The sequence below is a fragment of the Pelomonas lactea genome, assembly GCF_043555885.1.
In the GTDB taxonomy this organism is placed as follows: Bacteria; Pseudomonadota; Gammaproteobacteria; order Burkholderiales; family Burkholderiaceae_C; genus Pelomonas; species Pelomonas lactea.
Window position 1 is genome coordinate 104,502 of sequence record NZ_JBIGHX010000007.1, and the last position, 25,924, is coordinate 130,425.

Genomic DNA, 25,924 nt, shown 5'->3' on the forward strand with positions numbered 1-25,924 from the left:
TCGGTCAACCCTTGCTCGGCGCCGAGGCGCCGGTTGCGGCATCGCGCGGCGGCACCTTGATCGAGACCTTCATGGAGAAGTCCAGCAGCCGGCGCGCATCACGCGTGTTGGTGGTGACGGCCGCCAGCTTCACCTCGATGAGGTCCGGCTTCTCCAGCCATTCCGACCCCCGCGACACATTGCGCAGGAATTCAGACACACGCTCGTTGGTCTGCGCGATGCCGCTGACCGTCACGACCTTGTCGGTCTGGCGGATGGCCGTCAGGTAGATGCCCTCGGGCGCCAGGCGTGCCAGGTCGTTGAGCAGCTGGACGGGCGTGTTGCGGTCGGTCTGCAGGTCCTCCACCGCGCGTTGGCGCGACTTCAGCGACTCGATCTCGGCCTTCAGATTGGCGATGTCCTTGATCTGCGACTCAAGCCGCGTGATCTCGTTCTGGATGTAGGCGTTGTGCGACTGCTGCTCCTGCGTCAGGAACTGCAGCAACAGATAGGCCGCAGCGACGACACCGGCGCCAGCCGCCGCCGCCACACCCATGCCGACGAAGAACGCGGCCTTGCGCCGCTTGCGCCTTTCCTCTCGGTAAGGCAGCAGGTTGATCAGGATCACTGGAAGAACCTCCGCATCGCGAGGCCGCAGGCGGTGAGGTAGGACGGCGCCTCACGTTGCAGCCTGGACTCGCGCACGGACGAGGCCAGGCCCATGTTCTCGAACGGGTTGACCACCATGCAGGCGAAGCCCGTCAGGTCGGTCACACGCTCCTTGAGCCCCGGCAGCGTCGCCGTGCCGCCGGCCAGCATCACGTAGTGCACCTTGTGGTGGGGCGTGCTGGTGAAGAAATACTGCAGCGCACGGCCGATCTCCTGCGACAGGCTGTCGACGAAGGGGTTGAGCACGCTGGTCTCGTAGTCCTCGGGCAGGTCGCTGGACAACTTCTTCTGCTCGGCCTCCTCGAAGGAGAAGCCGTACTGGCGCGAGATGAGCTGGGTGAGCTGCGAGCCGCCGAAGGACTGGTCGCGGTCGTACAGCAGCTCGTCGTCGCGCAGCACCTTGAGGCTGGTCGTGTCGGCACCGATCTCGAACAGCGCGACCAGCGCATCCTTGCCCTCATTGGGCAGTGCGGCGATGAGCCGCCCCATCGCCATACGCGACGCGTGCGACTCGATATCCAGCACGACGGGCCGCAGGCCGGCGGCCTCGGCCAGGCCCTGGCGATCCTGCACGCGGTCCTTGCGCGACGCGGCAATCAGCACCTCGACGTCGCCCACCGACGTGGGGCTGGGGCCGATGACGCAGAAGTCCAGGCTCACCTCATCCAGCGAGAACGGGATGTACTGGTTGGCTTCGGCCTCGACCTGCAGCTCCAGCTCTTCCTCGCGCAGGCCGGCAGGCAGCATGATCTTCTTGGTGATGACTGCCGACTGCGGCATCGCCAGCGCGGCGTCGCGTGTCTTGCTGCCGCTGCGCGCAACAACGCGGCGCACGGCATCGGCGACCTCATCAAACTTCTCGATCTGGCCGTCGGCGATCCACCCCTTCTCGAACGGCTCGCTGGCAAAGCGCTCCAGCACGAACTCGCCGCTCTTGGTCTGACTCAACTCGACCAGCTTGACGCTGGACGAGCTGATATCCAGGCCGATCAAGGGTGGGTGCGTGCGACCCAGAAGTGCGTCGAGTATTCCCATGCCCTTTATCGCCGATGCGTTGAGTTACGTATCGGACTATTAATAAGTTACTTGAATGCTAGCAGCAAAGCCTTTGACACCGAACGGAAATCCGGCGCGAGCTGGTAACGCCACGTTGCTAAACATACACCAAGGGAGCGGCTTGCACGCTCCTGAAAAACACACGGGTGGCGGTCGTTTGGCACGCCGTTTGGGGGCGTGCGCGGTATACAAGCCGGCCGGATGGTCGTTCCTATAATCCGCCGCCTCTTCTCCTTGCGCCCGCGGGCGTGCTTAGCCGGCACATGAAAGACAAGTCTCGACTCGCTGCGCCCAGCCCCTCGCCCGCAGCCGCCGGCTCCTCCCCCTCCTCCCGCCTCACCGCCACCCTGGGCTCCCGGCTCGGCCGGATCGCGTTGTGGACGCTGGGGCTGCTCGCGGGCGGCGCGGCCACGGTGGCGCTGCTGCTGGCGCTGGGCGTGACGCTGGCCTACCAGTACCTGCCCGACATCAGCGGGCTGACCGACTACCGCCCCAAGCTGCCGATGCGCGTGCTGTCCAGCGACGGCGTGCTGCTGGGCGAGTTCGGCGAGGAGCGGCGCAGCTACCTGCCCATCCAGCAGACGCCCAAGGTCATGCAGGAGGCGGTGCTGGCCATCGAGGACGCCCGCTTCTACCAGCACGGCGGCGTGGACTACCTGGGCATCATCCGCGCGGGCCTGGCCAACGTCGGCGAGTCGCGCAGCCAGGGGGCGTCCACCATCACGATGCAGGTGGCGCGCAACTTCTATCTAAGCACCGAGAAGACCTTCACGCGCAAGATCTACGAGATCCTGCTGGCGCTGAAGATCGAGGCCGCGCTGCCCAAGGAGAAGATCCTCGAGATCTACATGAACCAGATCTTCCTGGGCCACCGCGCCCACGGCTTCGCGGCGGCCAGCGAGGTCTATTTCGGCAAGACGCTGGACAAGCTCAGCGTCGCCGAGGCGGCGATGCTGGCCGGCCTGCCCAAGGCGCCGTCGGCCTACAACCCCATCAACAACCCGCGCCGCGCCACCATCCGCCAGCAGTACATCATCGAGCGGATGTACGAGACCGGCTACATCACGGAAGAGCAGCGTGACGAGGCCAAGGCCGAGAAGCTGCGCATCCGCCCCGTGCAGGAGTCGGCCTCGCACGCCGAGTTCGTCGCCGAGGCGGCGCGCCAGCTGATCTTCAGCCAGTACGGCGACGAGGCCTACTCGCGCGGGCTCAATGTCTACCTGACGCTGGACAGCGCCGAGCAGAACACCGCCTATCGCGCGCTGCGCCGCGGCATCCTGGACTACGAGAAGCGCCAGGTCTACCGCGGCCCCGAGGCCTACGCCGACCTGCCCGGCGACGCCAAGGCGCTGGACGCCCGCATCGCCGAGGCGCTGGCCGACCACCCGGCCAACGACGAGCTGCTGGCCGCCGTCGTGCTGGAGGCCGAGCCGAAGAAGGTGACCGCCGTGCTGCAGAGCGGCGACGCCGTCACCATCACCGGCGACGGCCTGAAGCCCGCGGCGTCCGGCCTGTCCGACAAGGGCAACCCCAAGACCCGCATCCGCCGCGGCGCCGTCATCCGCGTCGTCAAGGGACCGAAGCAGAAGGACGGCGGCGAGTGGACCATCACGCAGCTGCCCGAGGTGGAAGGCGCGTTCGTATCGCTGGACCCGCGCACGGGCCAGGTCCGCGCGCTGGTGGGCGGCTTCGACTACAACAAGAACAAGTTCAACCACGTCACCCAGGCCTGGCGCCAGCCGGGCTCCAGCTTCAAGCCCTTCATCTACTCCGCGGCGCTGGAGAAGGGCTTCACGCCGGCCACGGTCGTCAACGACGCGCCGCTCTTCTTCGACGCCGGCACCACCGGCAGCCAGCCATGGGAGCCCAAGAACTACGACGGCAAGTTCGAGGGCCCGATGCCGCTGCGCACGGCGCTGGCCAAGTCCAAGAACATGGTGTCCATCCGCGTGCTGCACTCGGTGGGCGTGAAGTACGCGCAGGAGTGGATCACGCGCTTCGGCTTCGAGGCCGAGAAGCACCCGGCCTACCTGACGATGGCACTGGGCGCGGGCTCCGTGACGCCCATGCAGATGGCGCAGGGCTACGCGGTATTCGCCAACGGCGGCTACCGCGTGAACCCTCAGCTCATCGCGCGCATCACCGACAACAAGGGCCGCCTGCTCTACGAGGCGCAGCCCGTCACGCTGGCCGACAGCGCACGCGCCATCGAGCCACGCAACGCCTTCCTGATGAGCAGCCTGCTGCAGGAGGTGACTCGCAGCGGCACGGCGGCCCGCGCCCAGGCGACGCTCAAGCGCCCCGACATCTACGGCAAGACCGGCACCACCAACGACTCGATGGACGCCTGGTTCGCCGGCTACCAGAAGGATCTGGTCGCCATCGTCTGGATCGGCTACGACCAGCCGCGCAAGCTGGGCGACCGCGAGACCGGCGGGGGCCTGAGCCTGCCGGTGTGGATCGAGTACATGGGCTTCGCGCTGAAGAACAAGCCGGTGGACGAGATCGCGCCGCCCGAGGGCGTCATCAACGTCAATGGCGAATGGTTCTACGAGGAGTACACCGCCGGCAACGGGGTGAAGGAACTCGCCGCCGAACCGAATGCGCCTCCGGCCGCGACGGACGACGAGAAGAAGTCCATCCTGGACCTCTTCAAGAGATAGAAACCTTGCGGGCCGAGCGCCGGGCCGCTCCCAAGCCGGCCCGCGTAGGGCGATGTGCTTGCGGCTCGATGCCGCAAGCATCGCCGTCCCCTCGGGGGACCGGCCAAGGTACTCCTTGGACGAGGGGCCTCAGAACGTCAGCGCCTGGCCGCTCTGTTCGCTGGCGCTGTGCGAGAGGCGCGCCAGGAACTCCTGGCCCTCGCGGTCCACCCACTGAGAGCCATCCCACTTGAAGTGATAGCCGCCGGAGCGCGCGGCCAGCCAGATCTCCTGCAGCGGCGGCTGGGTGTTGATGACGATTTTGCTGCCCCCCGGCAGGCTCAGCTCCAGCAGGCCGCCGGTGCGGTGGGCGTCGATGTCGACCACGTCGTCGTCGAGCCAGGCATCGACCTGCGCCTCAATGCGGGCCAGCAGCGCGTGAGACTTGGCGTGGTAATCGGCGTCGGACAGGGACATAAACTGCGGCAATGAAGAGTTCTGCCGTCAGTGTAGGTGGGCGCCTGATCGCCCTGGCCATCACCCTTACCGCGCTTGCGGGTTGCGGGCAGAAAGGGCCGCTGACGCTGCCCAAGCCGGCCGACGCGGCGTCCGCGCCAGCCCCGGCGAATCGCTAGCCCCGCCCCTCCTCCACCGCGTGGCAGGCCACGCGCACGCCGCGGATTTCCAGCAGCGCCGGCCGCTCGGCCTTGCAGCGCGCGTTCGCCAGCGGGCAGCGCGGGTGGAAGCTGCAGCCGCTGGGCGGGTTCAGCGGGTTGGGCACCTCGCCCTGCACCGGCGTGCGGGCGCGCCCGGTCATGTGGATGTCGGGGATCGCGTCCAGCAGCATGCGCGTGTACGGGTGCTGCGGCCTGGCGAACAGCGCGGCCTTCTCGGCCACCTCCACCAGCCGGCCCAGATACATGACCCCCACCTCGTCCGCCACATGGCGCACGACGGCCAGGTTGTGCGAGATGAACAGGTAGGTCAGCCCGCGCTCGCGCTGCAGGTCCTTCATGATGTTGAGCACCTGCGCCTGCACGGACACATCCAGCGCCGACGTCGGCTCGTCGCAGACCAGGAACTCCGGCTGCGTGGCCAGCGCGCGCGCGATGGAGATGCGCTGGCGCTGGCCGCCCGAGAACTGGTGCGGGAACTTCTGCGCATCGGCCGGGTTCAGACCCACCGAACTCAGCAGCTCACCCACGCGCTGGCGGGCCTCGGCATCGGTCTTCACGAGGCCATGCTCGCGCAGCGGCTCGGCGACGATGTCCAGCACCTGCCAGCGCGGGTTCAGCGACGCGTAGGGGTCCTGGAAGATCATCTGCATGCGCCGGCGCAGCGGCAGCGCGCCCGGGCCGGCCAGCGTCTTCGCGATGTCCTCGCCATCGACGCTGACGCTGCCCCGCGTGGCGCCGTACAGCCCCACCAGCAGCCGCGCCACGGTGCTCTTGCCGCAGCCGCTCTCGCCCACCAGCGCCAGCGTCCGGCCGCGCTGGATGGTGAACGACACGCCGTCCACCGCATGCACGAAGGCCTTGGGCTTGCGCTCGATGACGCGGTTCAGCCAGGGCGGCGACACGTCGAAGACCTTGGCCAGGTCGCGCACTTCCACGAGTGGCCGGCTCATCGCACACCCTCCCCGGTGACCGGCTGCCAGCAGGCGGCGCGAGTCGCGCTGACGTCGGCCAGCTCGGGTCGGTCGGTGCGGCAGCGGTCGACAACGCGCGTGCAGCGCGGGTTGAAGGCGCAGCCCGGCGGGATGGCGTTCAGCCGCGGCATCGCGCCGTCGATCTGCAGCAGCCGCTCGCGGTCTTCGTCCATGGCCGGGATGGAGCCCATCAGGCCCACGGTGTAAGGGTGCGCCGGGCGGCGGATGACATCGGCCACCGGGCCGATCTCGGCGATGCGGCCGGCGTACATGACGGCAACGCGGTCGCAGGTCTCGGCGATGACGCCCATGTCGTGCGTGACCAGCATGACGGCCGCGCCCTGCTCCCGGCAGACCTGCTTCAGCAGCGCAATGATCTGCGCCTGGATGGACACGTCCAGCGCCGTCGTCGGCTCGTCGGCGACGATGAGCTTGGGCGCGGCCGCCAGCGCGAGCGCGATGACGACGCGCTGGCGCATGCCGCCGGAGAACTGGTGCGGATAGTGGTCGATGCGGGCCTCGGGCGCGGGGATGCCCGTGGACGCCAGCAGCTCGATGGCGCGCGTGCGCGCCTGGGCCGCCGTCAGGTCCAGGTGGGTCGTGATCGTCTCGACGAGCTGGTGGCCGACGGTGTAGAGCGGGTTCAGCGACGTCAGCGGGTCCTGGAACACGGCACCGATCTCGCGGCCTCGCACGCGCCGCATCTGCTCGTAGGGCAGGTTGTCGATGCGCCGGCCCGCGAGGCGGATCTCGCCGGCGGCGATGCGGCCCGGCGGGTCCAGCAGGCCGATGATGGCCGCGCCGGTCAGCGACTTGCCGGCGCCGGACTCACCCACCACGCCCAGAATCTCGCCCGGCGCGATGGCGAAGGAGATGTCGTCCAGCGCCAGCAGCGTGCCGCGGCGGGTCGGGAACTCCACCCGCAGGTGGCTGACTTCAAGCAACGGGTCCGTCATCGCAGTCGGGGGTTGAGCGCGTCGCGCAGCCAGTCGCCCAGCAGGTTGACGCTCAGCGTGATGAGCACCAGCGTCAGGCTGGGCCAGGCGGTGATCCACCACTCGCCGGAGAACAGCGTGTCGTTGCCGTTGCGGATCAGCGTGCCGAGCGACGGGCTGGTGACCGGCACGCCCACGCCCAGGAAGGACAGCGTGGCCTCGGTGATGATGGCCGACGCGACCTGGATGGTGGCCAGCACCAGCACCGGCCCGAGCACGTTGGGCAGCACATGCCGGCGCATGATGCGCAGCGGGCCCACGCCGATGACGCGGGCCGCCTGCACGTACTCCTTGTTGCGCTCCACCAGCGTGGAGCCACGCACCGTTCGCGCGTACTGCACCCAGCCGGTCAGCGCGATGGCCAGCACCAGCACGACGAAGGCCAGCGCGTCCGGCGCATGCGGGAACAGGCTGCGGCCGACGCCGCTGATCATCAGCGCGACGAGGATGGACGGGAAGGACAGCATCACGTCGCAGATGCGCATGATGAAGGCGTCCGTGCGGCCGCCCAGGAAGCCGGCCAGCAGGCCCAGCGTCACGCCGATCAGGATGGACAGCAGCACCGACGCCAGCCCCACCAGCAGCGAGATGCGCGTGCCGTACATCAGCGCCGACAGGATGTCGCGCCCCTGGCCGTCCGTGCCCAGCACGAACCGGGACTCGCCACCCTCGATCCAGGACGGCGGCTTCAGCGAGTCCATCAGGTCCAGCGTCGCGAGGTCGAACGGGTTGTGCGGCGCCACCACGCCGGCGAACAGCGCACAAACGAGGCAGACGGACGCGATGAACGCCGCCAGCATCGCCACCGGCGAGGTGCGGAACGAATGCCACACGTCGCCGTCGAAGAAGCCGCGCAGCGCGGAGGCCGACGCGGTCGGCTTGGGATCGGCATCAACAGCCATGTCGGGTCGTCAGTGCGCCTTGCCCTCGACGCGCAGGCGCGGGTCGACGGCGAAATAGAGCAGATCCACGCCGAGGTTGATGACGACGAAGATCAGCGAGATCAGGCACAGGTAGGCCGCCATCACGGGGATGTCGGCGAACTGCACGGCCTGGATGAACAGCAGCCCCATGCCGGGCCACTGGAAAACCTGCTCGGTGATGATCGCGAACGCGATCAGCGAGCCCAGCTGAAGCCCGGTGATGGTGATGACCGGCACCAGCGTGTTCTTCAGCGCGTGACCGAAGTAGACGCTGCGGTCGGTGAGCCCGCGGGCGCGGGCGAAGCGGATGTAGTCGGTGCGCAGCACCTCAAGCATCTCGGCGCGCACCAGCCGCATGATCAACGTCAGTTGGAACGCCGACAGCGTCACCGCCGGCAGGATCAGGTGCAGCAGGCCGTCACGGGTCAACAGCCCGGTGGTCCAACTGCCCAGCGCGACGACGTCACCCCGGCCGAAGCTGGGCAGCCACTTCAGCTCGACGGCAAACACCCAGATCAGCACGATGCCGATGACGAAGTTGGGCAGGCTGACGCCGAACAGCGTGCCCGTCATCAGCAGCTGCGCGCTGGCCTTACCGCGCCGCAACGCCGCGTAGACACCCAGCGGAATGCCCAGGCCCAGCGCGATCAGGCCGGCGACGAGCGCGAGCTCCAGCGTGGCGGGAAAGCGCTCCACGATGAGGGCCGACACCTTGCGCCCCTGGCGCAGGCTGATGCCGAATTCGCCCTGCACCGCATTGCCCACGAAGCGCGCGAACTGCACCGGAAAGGGCTGGTCCAGACCCAGGTCCTTGCGCAGCGCGGCGCGCTGCTCCTCGGTGGCGTCCTGCCCCAGCAGATTGTTGACCGGATCACCCACGTACTGGAACAGCATGAAGGCGATGAAGGCCACCGACAGCATGACGATGGCGGCCTGGGCCAGACGGCGAAGAATGAAAACCAGCATGAGGTTTGGATGAACCCTGTCGCGCTTGTGGCGCCGAGCGAAGGCGCGATCATGGCGAAGGCGGAAAGGCCTCACTGCCAGGGAAAGCCCTAGACGAGCAAGAGTGGTGCCCACCAAGAAAAACGGGCCGCTGATGCGGCCCGTTGAGCATTCAGGCAGGCCCCAAGCCTGCGCGGCATCAGAAGCGGTGACGCACACCCACCATCGCGCCGCCACGCTTCGTGGCGCCGTTCTGGAACGCCACCGCACCGCTGAACTTGGTGTAGTCCACTTCCAGATACGCGTCGGTGCGCTTGGAGAACGCGTAGTCGGCGACGGCCGCGAAGAAGTCGGCCTTGCTCTTGCCCGGCAGCGACGCCAGTTGGTGCGTCTGCGTCGCGTGCCAGTAATGGGCACCGATATTGAATTGCGGCGTCAGTTGGTACGTCACGCCACCCATCAGCATTTCGCGCTTGGCGACGCTGCTGCCGGCGGCATTCAGGGCGCTCTGCGCGTTCAGCAGGCCGCTGGTGTAGGCGGCTTGCAGCAGGCTGCCGGTGTCGAACTTGTTCTCGGCCCAGGACAGGTTCACATACAGCGGACCGGAGGTATAGGAGCCGCCGATGGTGGTGGCCTTGACCTTCTTGCCGGCCGTGTCGGTCACCTGCAGGTAGGCGCCGCCGAAACCGTAGGTGCCATCCGAATAGCGGAGCAGGAAACCTTCGGACTTGTTTTGCGAATTGCCCTCACCGGCCGACAGCTGGATTTCGCCGTACACATTGCCGAACTGGCCCAGGTACTTGACCATGTTGTCCTGGCGTGCGCCGGCGGACATGCCGATTTCGGGCTTGTATGCCTCGATGTATGGCGAATAACGGAAGGAAGCGTAGGTCGACGTGTAGATGTCGAACAGGATGTTGTACTGGCGGCCCAGGCGAATCTGGCCGAATTCACTGGATTGCAGGCCCACCCAGGCCTGGCGCCAGAAATCAGCAGCCGCAACAGTGCCGTTGTCGGAATTGAAGCGGTGCTCCATGTTCACAAGCGCCTTCAGGCCGCCACCCATGTCTTCGGTGACGTTCACACCCAGGCGGCTCTGCGACAGGCCGCCGGGGATCAGCTGCTTGTCGGACTGGCCGGGGTTGGTGTTGGTCGTATAGCGCGCGGCAGCGTCCACGATGCCATACAGGGTCACGCTGGATTGGGCCCAGGCGGCAGAGGTGCTGGCGGCCAGAACGGCGACGGCCAAAGTAGCTTTTTTCATCAACGTTGTCTCCTGCTAGGAATAGTGAACCGGCTTATTCTCAGCGAACCACTGTCCCGGAAAGCAAGCGCTGTTGTTCATTGCCCACAGCAATTCCCCTGTCGCCGCGGAGACAAATGAAAAAGCCGCCCGAGGGCGGCTTTGCTGATCGACCGCGACAAAGTCGCGGCGCTTGATCAGAAGCTGTGGCGGATGCCGACGTCAAAGCCGCTGGACTTCTGGCCAGCCTTGACGAAACCAGCCGTCGAACCGGCGGCGTAGTACGTACCCTTGCCGTCGTTGTCGATCTGGGCGTAGGTCGTGTACAGAGCCGTGCGCTTGGACAGGTTGTAGACGTAGCCGACCGAGAACAGCTTGGCATCGCCCGTGACGGCAGCAACGCCGGCGGTCGTGTAGGCAGCCGTACCTTCCGCAGCCGTGTTGGCCTTGGAGTCGGTGTACGAAGCCATGATCAGGCCCTGGCCCAGCGGCACGGTCACAGCGGCCGTGTAGATGGTCTGCTTGGCGGCGTTGTACTTGTTCTCCGTGTAGGCGAACGAAGGCTTGGCGACGCCCAGGTCGTAGGACACGCCGATCGAGGTCAGCTTGTACTTGCCTGCCACGCCGGTGGCGTTGGCGTAGGCGCCGGACACGTTCAGCGGGCCAGCCTTGTAACCCAGGCGAGCCGCTTCCAGCTTGTTGTTGGTCGCGCCTTCGCCGGCGGCGACGTCGACACCACCGTAGAAGCCACCCAGACCGTCCGGCAGCGAGTAGGAAGCCAGGTTGTCAGCGCGGCCGAAGGCCGTGCTGTTGCCGCTGCCCAGGTTGCTGTAGACGGACAGGACGCTGCCCTGACCCGTGGCGGCCGTCGGATCGAAGTCTTCCAGGTGCAGACGCGAGGCGGTCTTGTTGCGACCCAGGCGCACTTCACCGAAGTCGCCCGACAGGCTCACCGTGGCACGACGGCCCCAGAAGGCGCCACCGTTGGCGGCGACGCCGGTGTCGACACCGACTTCGGATTCCAGCCAGAAGCCAGCCTTCAGGCCGCTGCCCAGATCTTCCGTGCCACGCACGCCGAAACGGCTGGTGCTCAGGCCGCTGGAGTCCAGCTTCTTCAGCGTCTGGCCGCTGGACTTGGTGTAGCGGACGTTGGCGTCCAGAACGCCGAACAGCGTGACGGACGATTGCGCAACAGCAGCGCCACCGGTCAGACCGAGGACGGCCAGGGCAATCAGTGCTTTCTTCATTCGATACTCCTAGATATTCACACGAGCCCCTGGCCGAGTCGGCCGGGCTCACCTCCTGTGAGGAAGTGCGCGTATTCCACTACAGGTTTGACCCCTTCGGGAATTTACGGATATGAAATTGTGTGTTGCCGTTGCCCATCGACAACGAAGGAGTCGTTGTCATGATTTCTTCATGTAAATGCATGTGAACTGAATGCTTTCGCACCCAACTACCCCGCAGCTTCGCTCATTGAGCACTGGCGATCGGCTGCTGAGCGCACTCGATTCGGGCTTGAGGACGATCTTTGCCCCCACGCGGGCAGCACGTCCGTCGCCCGCAGCGGCGCTTTCGCGCAACGAATTGAGCGCCGACGAGGCCCGTGAATCGGGGGCGCTGATGCGGGTCAACCACGTGGGCGAGATCTGCGCACAGGCGCTTTATCAGTCGCAGGCACTGTTCGGACGAACCGCCGAGCTGCGCCTGCACTTCGAACAGGCCGCGCAGGAGGAACTGGATCACCTGGCCTGGACGGCCGAGCGCCTGGCGCAGTTGGGCGCACACACCAGCCACCTCGCGCCGTTGTGGTGGGCTGGCGCCTTTGCATGGGGCAGCCTGGCGGGTGCGGCGGGCGACCGCTGGAGCCTGGGCTTCGTCGTTGAAACCGAGCGGCAGGTGGAGGCACATCTGGCCTCGCACCTGGACCGACTGCCGGCCAGCGACACCGCGTCTCGGGCCGTCGTGGACCAGATGAAGCGCGAGGAAGCCGCGCACGCCGAGGCCGCCCTCGCGGCCGGCGCCGCGCCGTTGCCGGCGCCCGTGACCGGCTTGATGCGCCTGGCGGCCAAGGTCATGACGACCGTGGCCCACCGCATCTGATCAGACCTCAACGACCTCGAACGACGTGCTGATGGCCGAGGTCTTGGCCAGCATGGCCGTGGCCGAGCAGTACTTCTCGTGCGACAGCGTGACCGCGCGTTCGACGATCTCGGGCTTGAGCCCCTTGCCGCTGACGACGAAGTGGAAATGAATGGCGGTGAAGACCTTGGGGTCGCTCGTCGCCCGCTCGGCCTTGAGCACCACCTTGCAGCCGCGCACGTCGTGGCGGCCTCGCTTGAGGATGAGCACCACGTCATAGGCGGTGCAGCCGCCGGTGCCGGCCAGCACCGTCTCCATGGGCCGTGGCGCAAGGTTGCGGCCGCCGCCATCGGGCGCGCCGTCCATGGCCAACACATGGCCGCTCCCCGTCTCGGCGACGAAGCTCATGCCGCTGGGGCCTTCGGGGCCCAGCCAACTCACCGTGCATTCCATGCTCATCTAGGGGCAAAGCTCCAATTTTTCACAGAAAAATATTGCAGCGCAGCATAACTCGGCGCTAAACTGCCAACCAAGCGAAAACGCTTTCGCACCGATTGTCTCCTCCACCGCCTCCATGGTGGATTCAACCCGAGCTTGCAAGAGCTCGGGTTTTTTTTCGCCAAGGCAGCCTTGCCGGCGGCGAGCGGCGCCGCATGAGGGGTCTCCCCTATCATGCGGCGCCGCAACAAAACCTCATGGAGACTCGATGAGCGCCTCGCGCCGCCGCACGCCCGCAGCCAAGGTGCCCGCCATGCTGCCCCCCGGCAGCAGCTACCTGCAGCGCATCCTGAACGCCAAGGTCTACGAGGTCGCACGGGAAACCGACCTGACGCACGCGGCCAAGCTGTCCAAGCGGCTGGCCAACAAGGTCTGGCTCAAGCGCGAGGACGAGCAGGACGTGTTCAGCTTCAAGCTGCGCGGCGCCTACAACAAGATGGCGCACCTGACGGCCGAGCAGCGCGCCGCCGGGGTCATCTGCGCCTCCGCCGGCAACCACGCCCAGGGCGTGGCGCTGTCGGCCCGAAAGCTTGGCTGCCGCGCCGTCATCGTGATGCCGCTGACGACGCCCCAGGTCAAGGTCGACGCCGTGAAGGCGCTGGGCGGCGAGGTGGTGCTGTCCGGCGAGAGCTTCACGGACGCCTACGGCCACGCCAAGGAACTGGAGCAGGCGCAGGGCCTGACCTTCGTCCATCCCTTTGACGACCCCGACGTCATTGCGGGCCAAGGCACCATCGCGATGGAGTTGCTGCGCCAGCACCCGGGCCCCATCGATGCGATCTTCGTCGCCATCGGCGGTGGCGGCCTGATTTCCGGCGTGGCGGCCTACGTCAAGGCGCTGCGGCCCGAGATCAAGATCATCGGCGTGCAGACCCCCGACTCCGACGCCATGCTGCGCTCGGTGAAGGCTGGCAAGCGCGTGACGTTGACCGACGTGGGTCTGTTCGCCGACGGCACGGCCGTCAAGCTGGTGGGCGAGGAGACCTTCCGCATCGCCCGCGAGCTGGTGGACGACTTCATCGTCGTCGACACCGACGCCGTCTGCGCCGCGATCAAGGATGTGTTCGAGGACACGCGCTCCATCCTGGAGCCGTCTGGCGCGATGAGCGTGGCCGCCGTCAAGCAGTACGCCGCGAAGACCGGCGCCAAGGGCCAGTCCTTGATTGCCATCACCTGCGGCGCCAACATGAACTTCGACCGCCTGCGCTTCGTCGCCGAGCGGGCCGAGGTCGGCGAGCACCGCGAGGCACTGTTCGCCGTGACCATCCCGGAGGCACGCGGCAGCTTCAAGCGCTTCTGCGAGCTGCTGGGCCCGCGCAGCGTCACCGAGTTCAACTACCGCATCGCCGACGCCAACGTCGCCCACATCTTCGTGGGTATCGGCATCTCCAAGCCCGACGAGGCGGCAAGGCTGGCACGCACCTTCACAAAGGCCGGCTTCGAGACGCTGGACCTGACCCACGACGAGCTTGCCAAGCAGCACGTGCGCCACATGGTGGGCGGCCGCAGCGAACTGGCGAAGGACGAGCGGCTGTACCGCTTCGTGTTCCCCGAGCGGCCCGGCGCGCTGATGAAGTTCCTGTCCAGCATGCACCCGGACTGGAACATCAGCCTGTTCCATTACCGCAACCAGGGCGCCGACCACGGCCGCATCCTCGTCGGCATCCAGGTGCCCAAGGGCGCGGCCGCGGCGCTGCGCGAGTTCCTGAGCGGCCTGAACTATCCGTTCGAGGACGAGACGGCAAACCCGGTCTACCGCTTGTTCCTGGGTTGAGTTGAAATCGGGGGCCTCTGACCGCCTGCGCCATGACCGTCGCCCAACAGTCGCTGATCTCCCCCACCGCCAATCCCGAGCTGGAAAAAGCCCTGCGTGACCGCGTCGACCGGCGCTCCGCCATTGCGGGCGGCCTCGGCGAGCTGGAACCGCTGGCCGTGCGCCTGGGCCTGGTGCAGAACAGCCTGACGCCGCGCTTCCGCGACCCGGTGCTGGCGCTGTTCGCGGCCGACCACGGCATCGTCGTCGACGGTGTCGGCGCCCAGTGGGGCCGCGCGACGAAGGACCAGGTGCAGATGGCGCTGCATGCGCAACTGCCCGTGTCCGTGTTCGCGCGGCTGCAGGGCCTGCACCTGACCGTGGTGGACTGCGGCGTCGCCGACAACCTGCCGCCGCATGCCCGGCTGCTGGCGCGCAAGGTCGCGCACGGCACGCGCAATGCGCGCACCGCATTTGCAATGAGCCTGGAGCAGGCCCATGCCGGCGTGCGCGTGGGCATGGAGATCGCCGACAACCTGCCCGGCAACGTGCTGGCCTGCGCGGCCATGGGCCAGGGCTCGCCCGAGTGCGCCGCGCTGGTGCTGTCGCGCCTGGCCGACCAGCCGGTGCGGGACTTCGTCGTCTCCGGCCCCACGATGCGCCAGGACGACCTCACGCACCTGCTGGAAGTGCTGCACGGCGCCCAGGCCCGACACCGCGATGCCAAGGACCCGATGGACCTGCTGGCGGCGTTTGGCGGCCATGAACTGGCCGTCATGGTGGGCGCCATGCTGGTGGCCGCCAGCAAGCGCAGCCTCATCATCGTGGACGGCATCGCCGCCTGCGCCGCACTCAAGCTGGCCTCGCTGATCTGCGCCCCGGTGACCGACTACGCCGTGTTCTGCCGCAGCCACGTGCACCGCGGCCTGGACGAGGCGCTGGCGCTGTTCCACGCCTCGGCGCTGCTGGAGCTGGGCATGGACAGCGCCGACGGCACCGGCGCGGCGCTCGCCTGGCCCATGATCCGCTCGGCGGCGGCGCTGCTGACCGACCTGCACGAAGTGGCCGAGGCCCGGCTGTCGATCCGCCCCGAGCCCGGCACCTACGTGCCGACGCTGGGCAGCTGATCAGCGTTCAGCGCTGGCGCAGCGGCACGCCGCTGGCCTGCATCTCGGGCAAGGGCGCGCCGTAAACAGGCTGCTGCACGGCCGGCGGCGGTGGCGGCATCTGGGCCACCGTGCCGGGCGGGTTGCCTCCCAGCACGACCGGCGACGGCGCCGCGGCCACCAGCGAACCCGTGGCCGGCGCCGTGGGCGGGCTGAGCTGCAGCACCTGCGCGGGCGCCTGGCCCAGCAGGCCCAGGCTGGCGCTGCGTGCTTGCACGCGCAGCAGGCGCAGCTCGCCGTCGACGACGGCGCCCACGCGCACAGTGCGCGGCACGCCATCCACCTCGATCAGCGCAACACCCTCGCCGGCCTCGGCGGCCTTCGCGTTCCGGGGGGCCACGACGCCCAGCAGCCGCAGCCGCGTGGACGCGGCCACCTCGGGCTCCGGCGCCACCTCGGGCGCGGCCGCCCCCAGCAGCCGGCTCAGGTCCACCGGGCCGGACGGGCCGCCCGTGGCGGGCAGCACCGACGCCGGCATCGCCAGCGGCCGGGCGAACAACTGCAGGCCCCAGTAGGCCACCGAGCCGCCCAGCAGCAGCCACACCAAGAACGCCATCAATCGAGCAACCATGGCCCATTATGATGGCCCGCTCACCGCTGCCTCAGCGCTCTCCCTGCCCGTCATGCGTCGTTCTTCCATCGTCCGCGGCTTCACGCTCATCGAACTGCTGGTTGTGCTCGTCATCATCGGCGTGCTCGCGGCCCTCGTCGTCCCCAACGTGCTGGACCGCGCCGAGGACGCCCGCGTCACCGCCGCCCGCACCGACGTCAACAACCTGATGCAGGCGCTCAAGCTCTACAAGCTCGACAACCAGCGCTACCCCAGCGGCGAACAGGGCCTTGATGCGCTGGTGCGCAAGCCCACGGCCGGCACGCCGCCGCCGAACTGGAAGCCCTACCTCGAGAAGCTGCCCAATGACCCATGGGGCCATCCTTATCAGTACGCCAACCCGGGCGTGAAGGGTGATGTCGACGTCTACAGCTTCGGCGCCGACGGCCGCGCCGGCGGCGAGGGCCGCGACGCGGACATCGGTTCCTGGCAATAACGTGATGCCCCTCGCCCAGCCTCGCGTCGCTGAACGCGAGCGAGTCTGGTCGGCCTTGCAGGCCGCGCTGCGTCTGCAGCCGCAGCCGCAGCCGCAGCCGCAGCCGCAGCCCTTCGGCATGCGCAAGCCGTCCGCTGGACGCCTTGTGTCCGGCCCCAGCCCCCAAGGGGGCGGCGATGCTCGCGGCGTTGCGCCGCTCGCACATCGCCTGGCGGGCCGGCTTGGGAGCGCCCCGGCGCTCGGCCCGCAATGCATGCGCTTCAGGCGCCATGGCGGCTTCACACTGATCGAGCTGCTGGTGGTCGTCGCGCTGATCGCCATCACGAGCGCCACCATCAGCCTCGCCTTGCGCGACCCCACCGAGCTGCAGCTGCAGCGCGAGGCCCAGCGCCTGGCTGCGCTGCTGGAGACGGCCCGCGCCGAGAGCCGGGCGTCGGGCCTGGCGGTGCGCTGGGTGCCCAAGAGCCAGAAGACCGGCGAGGACTTCCAGTTCACGGGCCTGCCCAAGACCCTGCAGCTGCCGTCCCGCTGGCTGGGCGACCCCGTGGCCGTCACCATCGAGAACGCCACCGCCGTCAACCCCGGCCTGGTGCTCGGTCCCGAACCCATCATTCCGGCCCAGCGGCTGCGCCTGCAGCTGGGCGACCAGCGCGTCGTGCTGGGCACGGACGGCCTGGCCGCGTTCGAGGTCGTCAACCCATGAGCCGCCGTCGCCAACGCGGCTTCACGCTGATCGAGGTGCTGGTGGCGTTGGTCATCGTGGCCATCGCGCTGGGCGCCGGCATCAAGGCCGCCGGCGCGCTGGCCAACAATGCCGACCGGCTGGCCCAGGTCAGCGCCGCGCAGTGGTGCGCCGAGAACGTGCTGACCGAGATCCGGCTGAACCAGCAGTTCCCGAGCATCGGCGAGTCGCCGTTCAGCTGCGAGCAGTTGGGCCGCACCTATGCCGGCAAGCTCAAGGTCAGCTCGACGCTGAACCCGGACTTCCGCCGCGTCGACGCCGACGTCGAGAACGACGAAGGCCTGCCCATGCTGACGCTGACCACCATCGTGGGCCGCATCTGATGCACGCGACGCCGCCCCGCCACGCACGCGGCTTCACGCTGGTGGAGGTGCTGGTCGCGCTGGTCGTCATGGCGACGATGGCGGCGATGGCCTGGCGCGGCATCGACGCGCTGGCCCGCAGCCGCGAGATCGCGCAGGTCCGCCTCGCGCAGACCGCGCGGCTGCAGACCGTGCTGGCGCAGTGGGAGGTGGACCTGCGCGCCGTGCAGGACAGCCACAGCACCGTGCCCCCGCTGGCCTTCGACGGCGGCAACCTGGTGTTGACGCGCCAGGCGCCGCTGGGGCTGCAGGTGGTGGTGTGGAGCCTGCGCGAGGGCAGCCTGTGGCGCTGGGAGAGCCCCGGCGTGCGCACCGTGCAGGACCTGGACACCGAGCGCCAGCGCGGCATGCAGCAGCTGGCCTCGCGAAACCCGGCGCTGCGCGCCTTCGAGGGCGTGGCCGGCTGGCAGTTCTACTGCTTCTGGGGCAATGCGTGGAGCAACTGCCAGTCCACCGGCGGCACGGCGCAGGCCAATGCCGGTCCCGTCAACCCGCGGCCCGCCAACCAGGCGCCGTCGGGCCTGCGCGTCGCGATGCAGTTCGCCGAGGGCAGCGGCCTGGCGGGCACGCTGACGCGCGAGCTGGAGGTCACCGTCCGATGAACCCGCGCCGCGCCATGCACCTTCCGGGCCGAGCGCCGGGCCGCTCCCAAGCCGGCCCGCTCGGGCGATGTGCTTGCGGCTCAATGCCGCAAGCATCGCCGTCCCCCAGGGGGACCGGCCAGACGCACCGCGTCCAGCGATGTGCGGCTGGACGAGGGGCTCAATCCGGCGCTGCGCTGCTGACCGCGATGATCATCGTCACGCTGGTGGCCGCGCTGGCCGCGGGCATGGTCTGGCAGCAGTACCGCGCCGTGCAGATCGAGGCCGCCGACCGCGCCCGGGCGCAGGCCGTGTGGGTGCTGCAGGGCGCGCTGGACTGGGCGCGGCTGATCCTCAAGTCCGACGCCCGCGGCATCGACCACCTGGGCGAGTTCTGGGCCACGCCGTTGGCGGAGTCGCGGTTGTCCACCTTCCTCGCGGCCGATCCGTCGACCGCCAGCGCCGACGACGGCCCCGAGGCCTTCCTGTCCGGCTTCATCGAGGACGCGCAGAGCCGCTACAACCTGCGCGCGCTGGTGGCCGGCGCCACCGTGGACCCACTGGAGGAGCGCACGCTGCAACGGCTATGCGGCCAGGTCAACGCACCGCCCGGCACGGCTGCCGTCATCATCGACGGGCTGCGCGCTGCCTTCCCGACGCCGGCCAGCGGCGCGAGTGCGCCCGCCAGCGCCCCGGCCAGCACGCCGGCCGCCAGCAGCGGCCCGCTGCAGCCCGCCGGGCTGGACCAACTCGCCTGGCTGGGGCTGGATGCCGACACGATCAAGCGCCTGCAACCCTACGTGGTGCTGCTGCCCAAGGCCACGCCGGTCAACCTGAACACGGCGCCGCGCGAGGTCATCGCAGCGCTGTTCGACAACATGAACCTGGCCGCCGCCGAACGGCTGGTGCAGGGCCGCAAGGCCAAGCCGCTGCAGAACACCGCCGACGCGGCCGCCTTCCTGCCCACCAACGTGCAGATCGGCAGCGGCCGCGCGTCGGTCGACTCCTCCTTCTTCATCGTCACCGGCCGGCTGCGGCTGGACGAGCGCCAGCTGGAGCAGCGCTCGCTCGTCGAGCGCCAGGGCAGCAACACGCTGGTGCTCGCGCGCGAACGCGTCAGCCAGCTGCTGGATCGTTGAAAAGACTTGTGACCGCCGCCGCCCATCTGCCCGCCACCGCCACAGCCCCCTCCTAGAATGCGCCGCGCCCGCCAGCCCCTATGAGCACCCTGCTGCTGTTCCTGCCCCCCCGCACGCGCCTTCGCGCGCTGGGCAAAGCCGCGTCCGAACCGGCGCGCGCCGGCACGCCGCACGAGTACGACTGGGCCCTGACCACGGACGACCAGCACGTGCACCGCGAGGGCCGCAGCGCCGCCGGCGCGCTGCCGTCGGCCGACACCGTCATCGCCATCCCGGCCGAGTCCGACGTCAGCTGGCGCCGCGTCGAGCTGCCACGCACCGGCCGCCAGATGCGCGCGGCGCTGGCCGGCAAGCTGGAGGAGGCGCTGCTGGACGACCCGGACACGCTGCACTTCGCCGTCGAGCCCGACGCCGTGGGCGGCGACACCGCCTGGGTCGCGATCACGTCCAAGCCCTGGCTGGCCGAGCACCTCGCGCAGCTGGACGCAGCGCATGTCTTCATCGACCGCGTCGCGCCGCTGTCCTGGCCCGACGAGCTGCCGCGTGGGCATTTCTTCGAATCCAATGGCGCCGACGCCAGCGGCATCTCGCTGCGTTGGAGCCATGCCGACGGCGTCGCCACGCTGCCGCTGCAGGGCGGGCTGACGCGCCAGTTCTTCGGGCCTGGCCTGGTGCATGCGGCTCAATGGACGGCCACACCGGGCATCGCCACCAGCGCCGAGCGCTGGCTGGGCACCACCGTCACGGTGCAGACGCCGGCGCAGCGCGCGCTGGGCGTCATCGGCAGCCCTTGGAACCTGCGCCAGTTCGACCTGGCGCCCCGAGCCCGCGGCGCGCGCGCGCTGCGCCTGCTCAGCCGCAACCTGATGCGCAAGCCCTGGCAGCCGGTGCGCTGGGGGCTGGGCGCGCTCATCGTCGTGCAGCTGCTGGGTCTGAACCTGTGGGCCTGGCACCAGAAGCGCGAACTCGCCGCCCGCCGCGACGCGGTCAGCGCGACGCTGACGGCCGCCTTCCCGCAGGTGCGCGCCATCCTCGACGCGCCGGTGCAGATGCAGAAGCAGCTGGACCTGCTGCGCGCCGGCGCCGGCAGCGTCGGCGACCAGGACCTGGAGGCGCTGCTGGGCGCCGCCGCCACCGCCTGGCCCGCCGACCGCCCCCCCGCCGAGGCGCTGGCCTTCGAGCCCGGCCGGCTCACCGTGTCGGCCCAGGGCTGGAGCCAGGCCCAGGTCGACAACTTCCGCAGCCAGCTGCAAAGCGAGGGCTGGCTGCTCGATGCCAGCGAAGGCAAGCTGACGCTGAGCCGCGCCAGTGCCCAAGGACGACGCTGATGGCCCGCTTTGATTCCCCCGATGCCAACGGCCTGCAGGCACAGTGGCGCCAACTGCGCGCACAGGCGCTGACACAGTGGCAGGCACTGGGCGAGCGTGAACGCCTGGCGCTGAGCGCCGTGGCCGCGCTGCTGGGCCTGCTGCTGGCCTGGAGCGTGCTGCTGGCGCCGGCGCTGCGCACGCTGAAGACGGCCCCGGCCGAGCTGGAGCTGGCCGAGGCGCAGCTGCAGCAGATGCAGGCCCAGGCGCTGGAAGCCAGCCAGCTGCGCGCCGCACCGCCGGTGCCGCCGGCGCAGGCCGAGGCGGCGCTCAAGGCCTCCGTCGAACACCTGGGCGCCGCCGCACGTCTGAACGTGGCCGGCGACCGCGCGATCGTCACGCTCAACGGCATCACGCCGCCGGCGCTGCAGGCCTGGCTGGGCGAGGTGCGCGCGGCGGCCCGCGCGCGGCCCGTCGAAGCGCAGCTGACACGCGGCCCCAAGGGCTACTCCGGCACGCTGGTGCTGGGCCTGGGAGGGGGCGCCTGATGGCCTGGTTCAAGAAGAAACCCGCGCCGCTGGCGCCCGCCACCGTGCAGGACTCGGTCTTTGCCGCCAGCACGCTGGGCACGGGCCGCGCCGTGCGCCGCGGTGCGCCGCGCGCCTGGAGCATCGCCGGTGCCGTCATCGGCCTGCTGGGCGCACTGATCGTCTTCGCCCCGGCCAGCTGGCTGGCCGGCAGCGTGGCCTCGGCCACCGGCGGCCACCTGCTGATCGCCGACACGCGCGGCAGCATCTGGAACGGCTCCGGCGTGCTGGTGCTGACCGGCGGCGCCGGCGCCCGCGACGCGGCGTCGCTGCCCGGCCGCCTGCACTGGAAGATGAGCCTGAAGGGCGCCGGCCTGCAGCTGGCCGCGCGGCAGGACTGCTGCATCAACGGCGAGCTGCTGCTGGGCATCAAGCCGGGCCTGGGCCGCATGGAGGTCAGCGTGGACAACCGCGCCGACTGGATCGCGCGGCTGCCGGCCGGCTTGCTCGCCGGCCTGGGCACGCCGTGGAACACGCTGCAGCTGGGCGGTTCGCTGCGGCTGTCGGCGCGCGAGCTGCGGCTGGAGTCGGTGCAGGGCCGCTGGCGCCAGTTCGGCAGCGCACAGCTGGAGCTGGTGAACCTGTCCTCGCGCATCTCCACCGTGGCGCCGCTGGGCAGCTACCGGCTGGAGCTGGTCGGCGACAGCGCCAACCCGGGCACCAGCACGCTGCGCCTGTCCACGCTGGAAGGCGCGCTGCAGCTCACCGGCGTGGGCCAGCTCAGCCCCGGCGGCAAGAGCCGCTTCACCGGCGAGGCCACCGCCGCGCCGGGCCGCGAGGAAGCGCTGAACAACCTGCTGAACATCATCGGGCGCCGCCAAGGCTCGCGCTCCGTCCTGACGATCGGATGATCATGAATCTCCACCGCACCGCCACCGCCCTCGCCGCGCTGCTGCTGGCCACCGGCAGCGCGCTCGCGCAGCCCGACAACGCCACCGTGCAGCGCGCCCGCCCCGGCGCGGGCAAGGGCCCGGCCGTCAAGGCCAGCTCGCCGGTCACGCTGAACTTCGTCAACGCCGACATCGAGGCCGTCACGCGGGCCATCGGCGTCATGCTGGACCGCCAGATCATCATCGACCCGCGCGTGAAGGGCACCATCACGGTCTACAGCGAGCAGCCGGTGTCGGTGGGTGAGGCCTACCGCAACTACCTGGCGGCGCTGCGCGGCCTGGGCTTTACCGTCGTCGAGAGCGCCGGGCTGCTGAAGGTGCTGCCCGAGGCCGACGCCAAGCTGCAGGCCGGCTCGGTGGCCGTGGAGACCAGCGGCGCGCGCGGCGACCAGATCCTGACGCAGATCTTCCGCATCCAGCACGAGAACGCGAACAACCTCGTGGCCGTGCTGCGCCCGCTGATCAGCCCCAACAACACGATCAACGCCAACCCGGGCAACAACAGCCTGGTCATCACCGACTACGCCGACAACCTGAACCGCATCGCCAAGATCGTCGCGGCGATGGACACGCCGGGCAGCAGCGACATCGAGATCGTGCCGCTGAAGCATGCCGTCGCCGCCGACCTGGCGCCGCTGGTGCAGCGCCTGGCCGACGGCGGCCAGACCGCCGGCGCCGCCGTGCCGGGCCAGAGCAGCAGCGCCGTCAACGTGCTGGTGGACCCGCGCTCCAACGGCCTGATCCTGCGCGCCAGCAACCCGACGCGGCTGGCCGCCGTGCGCTCCATGGTCGACAAGCTGGACCAACCCAGCCCGGACGGTGGCAACAACATCCGCGTCGTCTACCTGAAGAACGCCGACGCCGTGAAGCTGGCCGCCGTGCTGCGCGCGGCCTTCGGCGCGGCCAACGCTGGCGGCAGCGGCAACAGCTCGTCCAGCACCGGCAACACCGGCGGCCTGGCCGGCGCGGGCACCAGCTTCGGCGGGCAGAACGCGTCGCTGACCGGCTCGGCCACGTCGACGAACAGCAACAGCGGCGGCATCTCGGCGGCCGCGACGACGCCGCTGAACGCCTCCGCCGGCCCGTCCACCGGCGGCTTCGTGCAGGCCGACCCGGCGACGAACTCGCTCATCATCACCGCCGCCGAGCCGCTGTACCGCCAGGTGCGCGCGGTCATCGAGCAGCTGGACTCGCGCCGCGCGCAGATCTACGTCGAGTCGCTGATCGTCAAGATCGACAACAGCAAGGCCGGCCAGTTCGGCGTGCAGTGGCAGAACATCTTTGGCAACAAGGGTGACGCGACCATCTACGGCGCCGGCACCAACTACGGCACCGGCCTGGCCAACATCATCAACGCCACCGGCGCGGTGGCCACCGGCACCAGCGCCATCGTGACGGCGCAGACCTCCACGCCGGCCCCGACGGGCCTGAACATCGGCATCCTGAAGAAGTTCGGCAGCGTCTACACACTGGGCGCCGTGGCCAACTTCTTCGAGAGCCAGAGCGGCGCCAACGTGCTGTCCACGCCCAACCTCGTGTCGCTGGACAACGAGGAGGCACGCATCGTCATCGGCCAGAACGTGCCCTTCGTGACGGGCTCCTACGCCAACACCGGCTCGTCGACCGGCGGCACCGTGAACCCGTTCCAGACCGTCGACCGCAAGGACGTGGGCCTGACGCTGAAGATCAAGAGCCAGATCGGCGAGGGCGGCACCGTGCGCATGCAGGTGTACCAGGAGAACTCCAACGTGACGGCCCAGGGCGTCAACGGGCCGACGCTGGACAAGAGCGCCATCGAGACCTCCGTCGTCGTCGAGGACAGCGACATCATCGTGCTGGGCGGGCTGATGAAGGACGAGTACGACGACGGCGAGGCCGGCGTGCCGGGGCTGTCCAAGATCCCGCTGCTGGGCAACCTGTTCGGCAATAAGAACCGCAAGCGCGTGAAGAGCAACCTGATGGTGTTCCTGCGCCCGGTCGTGCTGCGCACCGCCGAGAGCACCAACCAGCTCAGCATGGACCGCTACGACAGCATCCGTGCCGTGCAGCAGAACGGCCAGCCGGGCAAGAACTGGGCGCTGCCCGACACGGGCGCGCCGGTGCTGCCGGAGCCCAAGGCACCGGCCGGCAAGGCCACGCCGCGGTAAGCCGCCATGGCCGTCAATCGCCACCCCCTGCCCTATGCCTTCGCGAAGGCGCACCGAGTGCTGCTGGAGGACGACGGCAGCGCGCTGACGCTCTGGGCCTCGCCCGAGGTGGGCTGGGCCACACTGTCCGAAGTGCAGCGCCTGTACTCTGTGGACAAGCTGGAGTCCGAGGCCGACGCGTCGCTGGCCGAGCGCATCAATGCCGCGTATGCCGGCAGCGAGAGCAGTGCGGCGGTCGTCGTCGGCGAGGTCGAGAGCGCGGTGGACCTGAGCCGCATGATGCAGGACCTGCCCGCCGTGGAAGACCTGCTGGAGGCCGCCAACGACGCGCCCATCATCCGCATGCTCAACGCGCTGCTGACGCAGGCCGCCAAGGACGGCGCGAGCGACATCCACATCGAGCCCTACGAGCGCAGCAGCTCGGTGCGCTTTCGCGTGGACGGCACGCTGCGCGAGGTGGTGCAGCCCAACAAGGCGCTGCACGCCGCGCTGATCAGCCGCCTGAAGATCATGGCCGAGCTGGACATTGCCGAGAAGCGCCTGCCGCAGGACGGCCGCATCTCGCTGCGCATCGGCGGCCGCGCCATCGATGTGCGCGTGTCCACGCTGCCCTCCGCCCACGGCGAGCGCGCCGTGCTGCGCCTCCTGGACAAGAGCGAATCCAAGTTCACGCTGGAAGGCCTGGGCATGGACGGCCAGGTGCTGTCCGCGTTCAAGAAGCTGGTGCAGCAGCCGCACGGCATCGTGCTGGTCACCGGCCCGACCGGCTCGGGCAAGACGACGTCGCTGTACGCGTCGCTGCAGACCGTGGACACCAGCACCACCAATGTGCTGACGGTGGAAGACCCGATCGAGTACGAGCTGCCCGGCATCGGCCAGACGCAGGTCAACGCCAAGATCGACCTGACCTTCGCCAAGGCGCTGCGCGCGATCCTGCGCCAGGACCCGGACGTCATCATGATCGGCGAGATCCGCGACTACGAGACCGCGCAGATCGCCATCCAGGCGTCGCTGACGGGCCACCTGGTGCTGGCCACGCTGCACACCAACGACGCGCCCAGCGCCGTCACGCGGCTGACCGACATGGGCGTGGAGCCCTTCCTGCTGTCCAGCTCGCTGCTGGGCGTGCTGGCACAGCGGCTGGTGCGCCGGCTGTGCCCGGTCTGCAAGACGCAGGACGAACACCAGCGCTGGCACCCCGTGGGCTGCGAGGCCTGCGGCCACACCGGCTACAAGGGCCGCACCGGCGTCTACGAGCTGATGGTGGCCGACGAAGCCGTGCGCGGCCTCATCCACAACCGCGCGCCCGAGAGCCAGCTGCAGGCGGCCGCCGTGGCGAACGGGCTGCGCTCCATGCGCGAGGACGGCGAGCGGCTGATCGAGGCCGGCGTCACGTCGCTGGAAGAAGTCCTCCGCGTGACCCGAGAGTGATATGAAGCCCCTCGTCCAACGAGTACGTTGGCCGGTCCCCCGAGGGGACGGCGACGCTCGCGGCATTGAGCCACGAGCACGTCGCCGTGGCGG

General features: G+C 69.3%; 26 protein-coding genes. 15 read left to right on the forward strand and 11 right to left on the reverse strand.

Annotated elements, in window-relative coordinates; all coding sequences use genetic code 11:
- Window positions 1–4 precede the first annotated feature (4 nt).
- Together ACG04Q_RS18660 and ACG04Q_RS18665 are read right to left on the reverse strand one after the other, a co-directional pair.
- The gene (locus ACG04Q_RS18660) at window positions 5–607 is read right to left on the reverse strand and encodes a PilN domain-containing protein (protein WP_394512748.1); all 603 of its coding nucleotides are present in this window, start codon (window positions 605–607) and stop codon (window positions 5–7) included.
- Entirely contained in the window at window positions 604–1,683 is a 1,080-nt protein-coding gene (locus tag ACG04Q_RS18665) for a pilus assembly protein PilM (RefSeq protein WP_394512749.1), read from the reverse strand. Before ACG04Q_RS18665 ends, ACG04Q_RS18660 begins: the two co-directional genes overlap by 4 nt.
- 284 nt (window positions 1,684–1,967) lie before the next feature.
- Between ACG04Q_RS18665 and ACG04Q_RS18670 the strand changes: the two genes are divergently transcribed.
- Window positions 1,968–4,367: a penicillin-binding protein 1A gene (locus ACG04Q_RS18670; RefSeq protein ID WP_394512750.1), complete on the forward strand. Its 2,400-nt coding sequence runs from the start codon at window positions 1,968–1,970 to the stop codon at window positions 4,365–4,367.
- A 129-nt stretch (window positions 4,368–4,496) separates the two neighbouring features.
- On the opposite strand, the gene cyaY is transcribed toward ACG04Q_RS18670, so the two are convergent.
- Window positions 4,497–4,823, reverse strand: coding sequence for an iron donor protein CyaY (cyaY, locus tag ACG04Q_RS18675; protein ID WP_394512751.1), 327 nt, complete (start codon window positions 4,821–4,823; stop codon window positions 4,497–4,499).
- 11 nt (window positions 4,824–4,834) lie between these two features.
- Here cyaY and lptM point away from each other — a divergent pair, with 11 nt between their 5' ends.
- Window positions 4,835–4,981 (forward strand): LPS translocon maturation chaperone LptM, encoded by a 147-nt coding sequence (gene lptM / locus ACG04Q_RS18680; protein WP_394512753.1) that lies wholly within the window; start codon window positions 4,835–4,837, stop codon window positions 4,979–4,981.
- On the opposite strand, the gene ACG04Q_RS18685 is transcribed toward lptM, so the two are convergent.
- From ACG04Q_RS18685 to ACG04Q_RS18710, 6 genes are all read right to left on the reverse strand, one after another.
- Window positions 4,978–5,973 (reverse strand): ABC transporter ATP-binding protein, encoded by a 996-nt coding sequence (locus ACG04Q_RS18685; protein ID WP_394512754.1) that lies wholly within the window; start codon window positions 5,971–5,973, stop codon window positions 4,978–4,980. The genes lptM and ACG04Q_RS18685 overlap by 4 nt on opposite strands.
- Window positions 5,970–6,950 carry an ABC transporter ATP-binding protein gene (locus ACG04Q_RS18690; protein ID WP_394512755.1) on the reverse strand — a complete coding sequence of 327 codons (981 nt, stop codon included), beginning with the start codon at window positions 6,948–6,950 and terminating at the stop codon, window positions 5,970–5,972. Before ACG04Q_RS18690 ends, ACG04Q_RS18685 begins: the two co-directional genes overlap by 4 nt.
- On the reverse strand, window positions 6,947–7,891 hold the full coding sequence (locus ACG04Q_RS18695) for an ABC transporter permease (protein WP_394512756.1): 945 nt from the start codon (window positions 7,889–7,891) through the stop codon (window positions 6,947–6,949). The genes ACG04Q_RS18690 and ACG04Q_RS18695 overlap by 4 nt, the downstream gene beginning before the upstream one ends.
- A 9-nt stretch (window positions 7,892–7,900) precedes the next feature.
- Entirely contained in the window at window positions 7,901–8,878 is a 978-nt protein-coding gene (locus tag ACG04Q_RS18700) for an ABC transporter permease (protein WP_394512757.1), read from the reverse strand.
- A gap of 178 nt (window positions 8,879–9,056) precedes the next feature.
- Window positions 9,057–10,121, reverse strand: coding sequence for a porin (locus ACG04Q_RS18705; protein WP_394512758.1), 1,065 nt, complete (start codon window positions 10,119–10,121; stop codon window positions 9,057–9,059).
- A gap of 176 nt (window positions 10,122–10,297) precedes the next feature.
- Window positions 10,298–11,347, reverse strand: coding sequence for a porin (locus tag ACG04Q_RS18710; RefSeq protein WP_394512759.1), 1,050 nt, complete (start codon window positions 11,345–11,347; stop codon window positions 10,298–10,300).
- Between the two features lie 193 nt (window positions 11,348–11,540).
- On the opposite strand from ACG04Q_RS18710, the gene coq7 reads away from it, so the two are divergent.
- The gene (coq7, locus tag ACG04Q_RS18715) at window positions 11,541–12,203 is read left to right on the forward strand and encodes a 2-polyprenyl-3-methyl-6-methoxy-1,4-benzoquinone monooxygenase (RefSeq protein WP_394512760.1); all 663 of its coding nucleotides are present in this window, start codon (window positions 11,541–11,543) and stop codon (window positions 12,201–12,203) included.
- Here coq7 and ACG04Q_RS18720 read toward each other — a convergent pair whose 3' ends face one another.
- Window positions 12,204–12,635 (reverse strand): OsmC family protein, encoded by a 432-nt coding sequence (locus ACG04Q_RS18720; protein WP_394513006.1) that lies wholly within the window; start codon window positions 12,633–12,635, stop codon window positions 12,204–12,206.
- A 253-nt stretch (window positions 12,636–12,888) separates the two neighbouring features.
- Between ACG04Q_RS18720 and ilvA the strand changes: the two genes are divergently transcribed.
- Together ilvA and ACG04Q_RS18730 are read left to right on the forward strand one after the other, a co-directional pair.
- Complete coding sequence (ilvA, locus tag ACG04Q_RS18725; protein ID WP_394512761.1) at window positions 12,889–14,454, forward strand: threonine ammonia-lyase, biosynthetic; 1,566 nt, start codon at window positions 12,889–12,891, stop codon at window positions 14,452–14,454.
- Between the two features lie 32 nt (window positions 14,455–14,486).
- On the forward strand, window positions 14,487–15,560 hold the full coding sequence (locus ACG04Q_RS18730) for a nicotinate-nucleotide--dimethylbenzimidazole phosphoribosyltransferase (RefSeq protein ID WP_394512763.1): 1,074 nt from the start codon (window positions 14,487–14,489) through the stop codon (window positions 15,558–15,560).
- A 7-nt stretch (window positions 15,561–15,567) separates the two neighbouring features.
- Here the strand turns inward: ACG04Q_RS18730 and ACG04Q_RS18735 are convergent, their stop codons facing one another.
- Window positions 15,568–16,170, reverse strand: a complete 603-nt coding sequence (locus tag ACG04Q_RS18735) for a hypothetical protein (RefSeq protein ID WP_394512764.1) — start codon at window positions 16,168–16,170, stop codon at window positions 15,568–15,570.
- Between the two features lie 52 nt (window positions 16,171–16,222).
- Between ACG04Q_RS18735 and gspG the strand changes: the two genes are divergently transcribed.
- From gspG to gspE, 10 genes are all read left to right on the forward strand, one after another.
- Window positions 16,223–16,645: a type II secretion system major pseudopilin GspG gene (gene gspG / locus ACG04Q_RS18740; RefSeq protein WP_394512765.1), complete on the forward strand. Its 423-nt coding sequence runs from the start codon at window positions 16,223–16,225 to the stop codon at window positions 16,643–16,645.
- A gap of 253 nt (window positions 16,646–16,898) precedes the next feature.
- The gene (locus tag ACG04Q_RS18745) at window positions 16,899–17,348 is read left to right on the forward strand and encodes a GspH/FimT family pseudopilin (RefSeq protein ID WP_394512767.1); all 450 of its coding nucleotides are present in this window, start codon (window positions 16,899–16,901) and stop codon (window positions 17,346–17,348) included.
- On the forward strand, window positions 17,345–17,710 hold the full coding sequence (gene gspI / locus ACG04Q_RS18750; RefSeq protein WP_394512769.1) for a type II secretion system minor pseudopilin GspI: 366 nt from the start codon (window positions 17,345–17,347) through the stop codon (window positions 17,708–17,710). Before ACG04Q_RS18745 ends, gspI begins: the two co-directional genes overlap by 4 nt.
- Window positions 17,710–18,351, forward strand: coding sequence for a PulJ/GspJ family protein (locus ACG04Q_RS18755; RefSeq protein ID WP_394512770.1), 642 nt, complete (start codon window positions 17,710–17,712; stop codon window positions 18,349–18,351). The genes gspI and ACG04Q_RS18755 overlap by 1 nt, the downstream gene beginning before the upstream one ends.
- 83 nt (window positions 18,352–18,434) lie before the next feature.
- Complete coding sequence (gene gspK / locus ACG04Q_RS18760; RefSeq protein ID WP_394512772.1) at window positions 18,435–19,469, forward strand: type II secretion system minor pseudopilin GspK; 1,035 nt, start codon at window positions 18,435–18,437, stop codon at window positions 19,467–19,469.
- An 80-nt stretch (window positions 19,470–19,549) separates the two neighbouring features.
- Window positions 19,550–20,797 (forward strand): type II secretion system protein GspL, encoded by a 1,248-nt coding sequence (gene gspL, locus ACG04Q_RS18765; RefSeq protein ID WP_394512773.1) that lies wholly within the window; start codon window positions 19,550–19,552, stop codon window positions 20,795–20,797.
- On the forward strand, window positions 20,797–21,324 hold the full coding sequence (gspM, locus tag ACG04Q_RS18770) for a type II secretion system protein GspM (protein WP_394512774.1): 528 nt from the start codon (window positions 20,797–20,799) through the stop codon (window positions 21,322–21,324). Before gspL ends, gspM begins: the two co-directional genes overlap by 1 nt.
- Window positions 21,324–22,214: a type II secretion system protein N gene (gene gspN, locus ACG04Q_RS18775; protein WP_394512775.1), complete on the forward strand. Its 891-nt coding sequence runs from the start codon at window positions 21,324–21,326 to the stop codon at window positions 22,212–22,214. The genes gspM and gspN overlap by 1 nt, the downstream gene beginning before the upstream one ends.
- 2 nt (window positions 22,215–22,216) lie before the next feature.
- Complete coding sequence (gene gspD, locus ACG04Q_RS18780) at window positions 22,217–24,400, forward strand: type II secretion system secretin GspD (protein ID WP_394512776.1); 2,184 nt, start codon at window positions 22,217–22,219, stop codon at window positions 24,398–24,400.
- Window positions 24,401–24,406: 6 nt separating this feature from the next.
- Entirely contained in the window at window positions 24,407–25,831 is a 1,425-nt protein-coding gene (gspE, locus tag ACG04Q_RS18785) for a type II secretion system ATPase GspE (RefSeq protein WP_394512777.1), read from the forward strand.
- Window positions 25,832–25,924 lie beyond the last annotated feature (93 nt).